This window comes from Cupriavidus sp. 05T313 (assembly GCF_056396665.1).
This window is the reverse complement of sequence record NZ_JBFTLX010000285.1, coordinates 1-9,772: the sequence shown is the minus strand read 5'-3', so window position 1 is coordinate 9,772 and position 9,772 is coordinate 1. Positions and strand designations below refer to the sequence as shown.

Annotated in this window: 8 protein-coding genes; 2 read left to right on the top strand and 6 right to left on the bottom strand. The window is 66.2% G+C overall.

Going from position 1 to position 9,772, the window contains the following annotated elements; all coding sequences use genetic code 11:
* The 6 genes from AC1DKD_RS35895 to AC1DKD_RS35870 form a co-directional block, all read right to left on the bottom strand.
* A partial coding sequence (locus AC1DKD_RS35895) for an ABC transporter permease subunit (RefSeq protein ID WP_477144343.1) occupies positions 1 to 1,321 on the bottom strand: 1,321 nt, incomplete at its 3' end.
* Between the two features lie 3 nt (positions 1,322 to 1,324).
* Positions 1,325 to 2,413 carry an ABC transporter ATP-binding protein gene (locus AC1DKD_RS35890; protein WP_441633894.1) on the bottom strand — a complete coding sequence of 363 codons (1,089 nt, stop codon included), beginning with the start codon at positions 2,411 to 2,413 and terminating at the stop codon, positions 1,325 to 1,327.
* A 44-nt stretch (positions 2,414 to 2,457) separates the two neighbouring features.
* A complete protein-coding gene (locus tag AC1DKD_RS35885) occupies positions 2,458 to 3,546 on the bottom strand; it encodes an ABC transporter substrate-binding protein (protein ID WP_441633892.1) in 1,089 nt (362 codons plus the stop codon).
* A gap of 110 nt (positions 3,547 to 3,656) precedes the next feature.
* Complete coding sequence (locus AC1DKD_RS35880; protein ID WP_441633938.1) at positions 3,657 to 5,069, bottom strand: FAD-binding oxidoreductase; 1,413 nt, start codon at positions 5,067 to 5,069, stop codon at positions 3,657 to 3,659.
* A 351-nt stretch (positions 5,070 to 5,420) separates the two neighbouring features.
* Entirely contained in the window at positions 5,421 to 6,080 is a 660-nt protein-coding gene (locus AC1DKD_RS35875) for a hypothetical protein (RefSeq protein WP_441633890.1), read from the bottom strand.
* A gap of 159 nt (positions 6,081 to 6,239) precedes the next feature.
* Positions 6,240 to 6,431, bottom strand: a complete 192-nt coding sequence (locus tag AC1DKD_RS35870; RefSeq protein WP_441633888.1) for a DUF3562 domain-containing protein — start codon at positions 6,429 to 6,431, stop codon at positions 6,240 to 6,242.
* Positions 6,432 to 6,895: 464 nt separating this feature from the next.
* On the opposite strand from AC1DKD_RS35870, the gene AC1DKD_RS35865 reads away from it, so the two are divergent.
* Together AC1DKD_RS35865 and AC1DKD_RS35860 are read left to right on the top strand one after the other, a co-directional pair.
* Positions 6,896 to 7,882: an HlyD family secretion protein gene (locus tag AC1DKD_RS35865; protein ID WP_477144342.1), complete on the top strand. Its 987-nt coding sequence runs from the start codon at positions 6,896 to 6,898 to the stop codon at positions 7,880 to 7,882.
* Positions 7,883 to 7,886: 4 nt separating this feature from the next.
* Positions 7,887 to 9,772: ATP-binding cassette domain-containing protein (locus tag AC1DKD_RS35860; protein WP_477144344.1), on the top strand; the 1,886-nt coding region annotated here is incomplete at its 3' end.

Below are 9,772 nucleotides of genomic sequence, written 5' to 3'. Positions count from 1 at the left end.
GGCCGAGGATCAGGCCCAGCGCGGAACCAACCAGGTTGAGCCTGGAGAAGAAGTAGAAGATACCCACAGCCGTGATCATCCTGGGCACGATGATCGGCAGCAGGATGAACGCCAGCAGCGCGGCCTTCCAGCGGATGTTCGAACGCACCAGCAGGAACGCCGTGGGCGTGCCGATCAGCATGGCCAGCAAGCCCGTGCCCACGCCGACCACCAGCGAGCGCACCGTGGCCTGCATCCAGGTGGGCGACTCCCACACTTCGTTGTACCACTGCAGCGAGAATCCCCGTGGCGGCCAGTCCAGGCTGCTGCCGCCCGTGAACGAGATCGGGATCATCAGCAGCGCCGGCAACGTCAGGAAGGCCAGAATCAGGATCACCACCGCCCACAGCATCTTGCCGCCGCCCTCCTCCGCGCTGCCCGCCGCGCGGCTACGGCGCGGCCACAGGCGCGACAGCCCGTCGGACAGCGTGGCCAGCACGCCCAGCAACTGGTAGCCGGCGCGACGCAGCGGGCCGTTCGTGGCGGAACGGCGCCCTGCCGGCGCATTGCCGCTGCCGGCCAGGGTCGACAGGCCAACCAGCTTGTCATAGACCACGAACACGATAAGCGCCGCCACCAGCAACAGCATCGAGATGGCGCCGGCAAAGCCCCAGTTCATGGTTTGCTGGACCTGGTCGATGATGAGCTGCGTGATCATGGTTTCACGGCGGCCGCCCAGCAGCGCCGGCGTGATGAAGAAGCCAAGCGAGGTGACGAAGACCATGATGCCCGCCGCGGCCACGCCAGGCATGGACAGCGGGAAGTAGACCAGCCAGAAGGCCGTGCCGGGGCGTGCCCCGAGCGTCAGCGCGGCGCGCGGCAGGCGGCGGTCGATGTTCTCCATCACGGAGATCATCGTCAGGATGGCCAGCGGCATCATGGCGTGCACCATGCCGACCATCACGCTGCCGAAGTTGTAGAGCAGATCGGCGGGTGCATCCGTCACGCCAGCCGCCTTGAGGAGCTGGTTGAGCACGCCGTTGCGGCCCAGCAGGACGATCCACGAAAACATGCGGACCAGGAAGCTGGTCCAGAACGGCAGCAGGATCCAGAACAGCAGCGAGCTCTTTGCCCGCGCGCCGGCGGCCGACGTGAGGTAAGCCACCGGATAAGCGCCGACGATGGCCAGCAAGGTGGTCCAGGCCGCGATCTTGAGCGTGATCCACAGCACGTCGAGGTAGACGGACGAATGGAACAGGCGTGCGTACAGGTCCAGGGTAATGCGCCCGTCCACCGACACGCTCATCCAGATCAGCTGGCCGACCGGGAACAGTGTGATCATGGCTTACTCCGGAATCGCAACGGCATCTTCAGGCTGCCAGCTCACCGTGAGCGTGTCGCCAGGCAGATGGCGGCCAGGGGCGCCGCGGGTCAGTTCCGCCACCACCAGCGGCGTGTCGCCCGGCAGTGCCAGGTAGGATTTGGTCACACCGCCCGTCACGACGATATCGCCCAGCCGCGCCGACAATGTATTCGGCGCGCCCGGCGCCCCCGAGACATGGAGATTCTGCGGACGGATCATCACCTTGGCGCGGTCGCCGCGCCGGAACGCGGCGCCATTGGCCTGCACCGTGCCGCGCGCGGGCAGCCCGTCGAAGCTGACGTCGAGCAAGCCGCCGCTGACCGCTTCGACCGTGGCCGGCAGCAGGTTCGACTCGCCCAGGAAGTCCGCCACGAAGGTGGTGCGCGGGCGGAAGTAGAGATCGGCCGGACTGCCGAGCTGCTCGATCCTGCCGCTATTCATCAGGCAGATGCGGTCGGACATCGTCATCGCCTCTTCCTGGTCGTGGGTCACATACACGATGGTGGTGCCCAGTTCGCGGTGGATGCGCTTGATTTCGAGTTGCATCTGGTCGCGCAGCTTCTTGTCCAGCGCGCCCAGCGGCTCGTCCATCAGGATGATCGACGGGCGGTAGACCATGCAACGCGCCAGCGCGATGCGCTGTTGCTGCCCGCCCGACAGTTCCTTGGGCAAGCGATGGGCAACGTGGGGCAGGCGCACGAGATCCAGCGCACGGCTGACCTCCTGCTCCGCCTGCCGCGCCGGCATCTTGCGCATCTTCAGCGGAAAGCCGATGTTCTCTGCAATCGTCATGTGCGGGAACAGCGCGTAGTTCTGGAACACCATGCCGATGTCCCGTTCGTAAGGCGCGCCGTAGGTCACATCCGCGCCGTTGATGCGGATGCTGCCGCCATCCGGCTGCGACAGGCCGGCGATCAGGCTCAGCAGCGTCGTCTTGCCCGAGCCTGACGGGCCCAGCAGGGTCAGGAATTCGCCCTCCGGAACCGAGAGGTCCGTGGGCGCGAGCGCGATGAAATCGCCATAGCGCTTGGACAGCTGCCTGGTCTGCAGTTTCTGTGTTACTTGTTGCATCACGCTTACCTTTGCAAGAGAGTTCCGACGTCAGCGCATGCGCTTCACTTCAGGATCCAGGCATTGAACTTCTCGAGCACCGGCTCCTGGTTCTTGACCCAGTATTTGGCATCGATCTTCACGCCGCGCTTGATGTTGTCCGCGTAGGTCGGCAGCATCGCGGCGTGCTTGGCATCGATGTACTTGAATGCGTCCGGATGGGTGACGCCGGCGGCCAGGTATTGCGTGAGCTGCGCCTGGCGCTTGGGGTCGGAGGCAAACTTGATGAACTCGCGGCAGGCGGCGGCGTTGGGCGTGCCCTTCAGGATGGTCCAGCTGTCCACGCCCCACAGGTGCTGGTCCCAGCAGATGGCGACCGGCGCGCCGGCATCCATGGCGGACTGCGCGCGCGAGATCCAGGTAGCCACCAGATCCACCTCGCCCGACTTGAGCATCTGCTCGACCTGCGCGCCGCCGCTCCACCACACGGCGACGCTGGACTTGACCTTATCGAGGCTGCGCAGCGCGCGGTCCACGTCGCAGGGATAAACCGATGCGTTCGCCACCCCGTCCGCCATCAACGCTTCCTCGATGGTATCGAAGGGATGCTTGCGCAGCGCGCGGCGGCCGGGGAAATCGTGCACGTTCCACAGGTCCTTCCATTGCGCGGGCGCCTTGCGGCCCTTGAACGCATCGGTGCGGTAGGCCAGCACGGTGGTGTACACGTTGGTGCCGACGCCGTAGGGCGACATGTATTGCGCCGGGATGCCAGCCACCACCGGATCCGCGCCCAGCCCGTGTTTCTCCAGGTAATCCTTTCCGTCGGTGGTCAGGACCTCGATCGCAGGCTGGCTGATCGATGCCATGTCCCAGCTGTAGTTCTTGGCGTCCACCATGGTACGGATCTGGGCCGTGGGCTCCGCGTTGGACGGAACGCCCACAACCTGGATGCCGGTGGCCTTGGTGAACGGCTTGTAGAACACCTCGCCATACGCCTTGGCAAAGACGCCGCCGGAGTCGCGCACTACGATGCGTTGCGAGGCCGCCTTGGCCGATGTCCAGATCGCCGGCATGGCGAGTGCGGCGGTGCCGGCGCTCAGCAATTTAAAGGCGTCGCGACGCGATGGATTGCTCGGCTTGTCGGCGTTACTCATGGCTGTACTCCTACGGGGACGGGGGATCGGAATGAAAAAAAATCGGGAGGCCGGCCTGAGCCGGTGGCAATCAGGAAATCAAGGAATCAAGGAATCAAGGAATCTGAAAATCAGGGAATCAGCTTGCCAGGGTTGAACAGGCCCTGCGGATCGAAGGCGCGCTTGACGGTACGCATCAGGTCGAGTTCGACATCGCCCTTGTAGTGGCGCATCTCATCCAGCAAGGTTCGGCCCACGCCATGCTCCGCGCTGAAGGTGCCATTCAACCTGGCGGCGACATCGTGCCCGGCGCGGCGCACCGCGGCGGCGGTTTTCGCCTGGTCGGGCAGGGCCTGCCAGGTGTCGAACTCGAAGAACGGGATGAAATGGATATTGCCGTCGCCGAGATGGCCCACCACCACGACACGCGCATCGAAGCCCTCTTCGATCGCGCGGGTGGCTTCGGCAATGAAAGCGGGCACCATCGATACCGGCACGGCGGTGTCCAGCGTCAGGCCGATGCCCGCCTTCTTGTTGCCCTCCGACACACTGTGCCGCAGCTTCCACATCGCCTCGCGCTGCGCGGAGCTGGCGGCAATGGCCGCATCGGCGATCAGGCCGCGCTCCATGCCCTTTTCCAGCGTGGCCTCAAGCACTTCCTGCAAGCGCGCGTCGTCGCAGGTATCGCTGAGCTCCACCAGCAGATGCCAGGGATGCGCACCGGTGAGCGGCGCATGCTGGCCCGGCACGTGCTCCAGCACGATGTCGAGCTGGCTGGCGTTCATCAGCTCGAAAGCGGATAGCCGCGCACCGCAAGCGGACTGGAACAGGCCGAGCAGCGCCAGCGCGGCATCCACGTCGACCGGTGCGACCCACGACATCGCGTGCGCGCTCGGCAACGGGTGCAGCTTCAGCGTGGCCGCGGTGATGATGCCCAGCGTGCCTTCCGCGCCGATGAACATCTGCTTGAGGTCAAGCCCGGTATTGTCCTTGCGCAAGGTGCGCAGGCCGCGCCAGATACGCCCATCCGGCAAGACGACTTCCAGGCCGAGCACGTTCTCGCGGGTATTGCCATAGCGCAGCACACCGGTGCCGCCCGCATTGGTGGCGATGTTGCCGCCGATCTGGCAGGAGCCCTCGGCGCCCAGGCTGATCGGGAAGAAGCGCCCCGCCTCGATGGCCGCGGCCTGGATCTCGGCCAGCACGCAGCCGGCCTCCACCTCCATCGAGTTGTCCGCCGGGTCGATGCGCACAATGCGCCGCATGCGCGAGAGATTGACGATGACGCAGTTGCCTTGCTCATACGGCACCGCGCCACCGCTCAGGCTGGTATTGCCACCCTGGGGCAGGACCGCCACGCCGGCGGCCACGCACGCCTTGACGAGTTCCGAAACCTGTTCGGTGGTGCGCGGCAGCGCAACGCAAAGTGCCGTGCCCTTGTAGCGGCCGCGCCAGTCGCTGACATAGCCTGCCAGATCGTCGCTGGCGGTGAGCAGCCCTGTCGCGCCGACGATATCGCACAAGGTATCTAGCAACAACTTCATCATGAATTTCCCAGTTGACGATCAACCCGCGACAGGCGATCCGATAGTCCAGAGAATAGTTCGCGAATATGCGAATCGCAATCTCTTCAATTGCAATGCAATTATTTCAGGGTTTTTACCTAAACAGGAAAGGCCATGCACCAGCGCAGGAAAACGCACGCGCCGCCGTGGTGCACGGGGTCGGACATGGTGCGTTGCAGTGGGTTGCGGCGGGGGGATTTAAAACAGGCAGCGAAGCGCGCGATGGCTTGCAGGATGACGGTGGTGGCGCTCGCTCACCGGCGCCATCCGGACGACTGCCGCATCGGCCTGCCACCGTAGCTGGCAGCAGGCTCTGATGCGGCACACAGCTTATTTGGTCGCGGGGTCCACCGCGATGGCCACGGCCTCCGTATAGACCGCCTGCACCTGGTCGCCCTTCTTGATGTTCTTCAACTGGTCCGGATCCTGCACATTCAGGTTGACCTTTCCTTTCGGGCCCTGCAGCGTGACATGCTGCTTTTTCATGTCCACGGCGACGACGTTCGCAACGACCGTCACCTGCCTGCCTGCCGCCGCGCCCGGCTTCGCGCCCGCGGCGGTGCGGTCCCCGGCTTCGCGTTCGGTGCGTTCGGTAATCCCGTCCCCGCCCTTCTTCAGTTCCAGCGTCAGGGCCTGCTTGTACTCGGCGACGACCTTGTCGCCTACCTTGATTTGATCGAAGTTGCGCACTTCGTCCCCCACCGCGAGATCGAACACCCGGCCCTTGGGGCCCTTCAACGTGACAGTGCGGCTTGCCGCGTCGATCTTCATGACGGTAGCCGCCACTTTCGTTGTTTCGGAAAACGCGGCCTTTCCTGGCGCGGTCATCATCTCGCCCTTGGTTTCCGGCTGCGCAAACACCGGCTGCACAAGCCCGGCCAGAGCGGCCGTCGTGGCCATGGTCAAAAGCATCTTTCGCTTCATTTTCTTCTCCTTGAATGACCCCAGGCTTGTGCCGTGCCTTTTGCCGCCGATGTGGGCGACAGGCACAGGCGATCCGTCACGGAGGGCATCAGGTAGGCTTATCGCAACTCCCGGCCAACACATTGCCCTGCCTCAACCATAGACGCAAAGCGTGCCGGGCGGGATGTTTGCGCGAGGCGAACCGGTTTCCGCGCGCCCCGATGGCGCGCGGCATATCGGCACGCGCTACGCCTGCGGGCGCCTGCGCAACGCAGCGGTGACACGCTTCACAACGAACAGGCGCAGGTAGTCATGGATGCGCGCATCCGTACTTAAATCCCGCAGCGCCTCAAGATACACTTGCCGCACGGCCTCCGGAGGAGCCTCCAACTCCTCCGCGATGCGCTGAATCCATTCTTCGTCGCTGTGGGTATGCATCGGTTACGTCTCTCTCGCGAGGCCGCAGTACCTGACGCGCCCGGATGCGGACGGGCATCGGTGAAAGGCCATGCCCGCCAGCGGACTGGAATCCCGGCGCTTCTGCATTGAGTGTCGGCGAGACCGGCAGGCGGGCGTTGATCCATGTCAACCGCGCCCGTCTCTGCGAAGGAAGCCCCTACGGTTTGCGCTTTTTGCAGAATAGCCCTTGAGGGCCTTTATCGCGCATGGCTTCATGAATCCTGGGGCACCAGGAATTAGAACCCCTCTTCAGAAATGTGTCGGCGCCGCCACTGACTTGCGCTAGATCAAGTCACGGCGCCGGCGCGACGGATAGCATTTCACCCACACCGTCGCCCCGCGGTTCAAGGCTTGTCTTCATCGTCCTCCCTCCCATTTCCCCTGACGCCCTGAAACCCTGGAGCCCTTTGGCGGCATTCCCTTATTCAGCGCACAGGTAGCCGATGAAAATAAAACCAGGCTGGGGTATCGCGGCACTGTTCCTTGCCGCCGTCACTGGCACCGCGCTGTGGTGGTTCGCCGGCCAACGCGATCCATGGCCGGCCTCTGTCGTCCACAGCAACGGGCGCATGGAAATCGGCCGGCTCGACGTGGCCGTGAAGTATGGCGGCCGCGTGATCGACCTGCCGGTGCGCGAGGGCGAGGCCCTCTCCGCCGGTGCCGTGGTGGCCCGCCAGGACGACGCCGAACTGCTGGCCCAACTGGACCTCGCCACCGCCGCGCGGGAGCGCGCCGTGCAGGCCGCATCGCGCGCGCAGGCCGAAATCGATGCCCGTGCGAGCCGCCAGCGCCTTGCGCGGCTGGAGCTGACCGAAGCCGTCARGCTGTACCAGGACCGCCAGATCTCATCCGTCGAACGGGATCGCCGGCAGCTTGGCCTGGATGGCGAAAGCGCGAGCGTGACCGGCGCGCGGGCCGCCCTTGGCGAAGCCCGGGCGGCGGTCGTGGAAGCCGACGCGCAGATCGCCCGCCTGAAGATCCTGCGGGACGAAGCCACCATCCGCGCGCCCGTGGCCGGCCGCGTGGAGTATCGCGTGATCGAGGTCGGCACGGTGCTGCCGGCGGGCGGGCGCGTGGTGTCCCTGCTCAACCTGGCTGATATGTACTTCACCGTGTTCCTGCCGGCCGGCGCGGCCGGCAAGCTGGCCATCGGCGACGAGGCTCGCATCGTGCTGGACGCCATGCAGGACGAACCCATCCCGGCCCGGATCAGCTTCGTGGCCAGCGAGGCGCAGTTCACGCCCAAGTATGTCGAGACCGATGCCGAGCGGGCCAAGCTGATGTATCGCGTCAAGCTGCAACTGACGCCGGACGTGGCGCAGCGCTACGCGGCAAAGCTGAAGGCCGGCATGACGGGCGATGGCTTCGTGCGCCTGGATGCCACTCAGCCCTGGCCAGCCAGGCTGGCGCTGCGCCAGCAGCCGGCCTGACGTCATGCCGGGCCCGCACCCCGACCGCGCCGCGGCCATCCGGATCGATGGCCTGTCGCATCGCTATGGCGCCAGCGTGGCGCTGGACCACGTATCGCTCACGCTGCCCGGCAACGCCACCATCGGCCTGATCGGCCCCGACGGCGTCGGCAAGTCGACCCTGCTCGGGGTGATCGCCGGCGTCAAGCGCATCCAGCAAGGCAGCGCGTCGGTCCTTGGCGCGGACCTGCGCGACCGGCAGGCCCGGGAGGCGCTGTTGCCGCGCGTGGCCTTCATGCCGCAGGGGCTGGGGCGCAACCTGTACCCGACGCTCTCCGTCTACGAGAACGTCGACTTCTTTGCCCGGCTGTTCGGCCTGGGCGCCGCCGAGCGGCGCCAGCGCATCGGGCGCCTGCTCGCGGCCACCGGCCTGGCGCCCTTCCCGGACCGCCCGGCGGGCAAGCTCTCCGGCGGCATGAAACAGAAGCTGGGGCTGTGCTGCGCGCTGGTCCACAACCCGGACCTGCTGATCCTCGACGAGCCCACCACGGGCGTGGATCCGCTCTCGCGGCGCCAGTTCTGGACCCTGGTGGAAGCCCTGCGCGCCGAGCACAGCAACATGACGGTCATTGTCGCCACCGCGTATATCGAGGAAGCGCAGCGCTTCGAGCACTTGGTGGCCATGGACGCAGGCAAGGTGCTGGTGTGCGACCGCACCGCCGATGTGCTGGCCCGCGCCGGCACCACCGATCTGGAACAAGCCTATATCTCGCTGCTGCCGTCGGCCCGGCGCGGCGAGGCGACGGGCCTGCTGATCCCGCCCCGCCCGCCCGACGACGGCGAACCCGCCATCGAAGCCGAGGGACTGACGCGGCGCTTCGGCGCTTTCACCGCCGTGGACAACGTGAGCTTTCGCATCGAGCGCAGCGAGATCTTCGGCTTTCTCGGCTCCAACGGCTGCGGCAAGACCACCACCATGAAGATGCTGACCGGGCTGCTCGATGCCACCAGCGGCACCGCGCGCCTGCTCGGCCAGACCATCGACGCCGGCGACATGCGCACGCGCATGCGGGTGGGCTATATGTCGCAGGCGTTCTCGCTTTACGAAGAACTCACGGTACGGCAGAACCTGGACCTGCACGCCCGGCTCTACCGGATGGAAGGCGACGCCGCGCGGCAGGCGGTCGGGCGAGCCCTGCAAGATTTCGAACTGGACCAGCACGCCGAGGCGCAGCCCGCTTCCTTGTCGCTCGGCATCCGCCAGCGCCTGCAGCTGGCCGCCGCCTGCCTGCACCATCCGGAAGTGCTGATCCTCGACGAGCCTACCTCCGGCGTGGATCCCGGCGCGCGCGACATGTTCTGGCGCCACCTGGTCCAGCTCTCGCGCCAGCAGCGCGTGACGATCTTCGTTTCCACGCACTTCATGAACGAGGCCGCGCGCTGCGACCGCATCTCCTTCATGCATCGCGGCCGCGTGCTGGCCGTGGGCAGCCCGGAGGCCCTGCGGGAGCGCTGCCACGCGCAGACGCTGGAGGACGCCTTCGTCACCTATCTGGAGCAAGCGGAGAACCCGGAGAACGGCGCTGCCGCCGCTACCGTATCCGCGCAACCGGCCCCGCCCCGCGCGCCGGACGACAAACCCGCGGGCCATCCGGGCGGCTCGGCCCTGGCGCGCACCTGGGCCTTCGCCCGGCGCGAGGCGATGGAACTGGCGCGCGACAAGCTCAGGCTGGCATTCGCCATCCTCGGCCCTATCGTGCTGCTGTGCGCCGCGGCATGGAGCGTTTCCTTCGACGTCGAAAACGTGCGCTTCGCCGTGCTGGACCGCGACCAGAGCCGCGCCAGCCGGGAACTGGTGGAGCAGTTCTCCGGCTCGCGCTACTTCGTGCAGACCAACGACGTGCGCAGCGA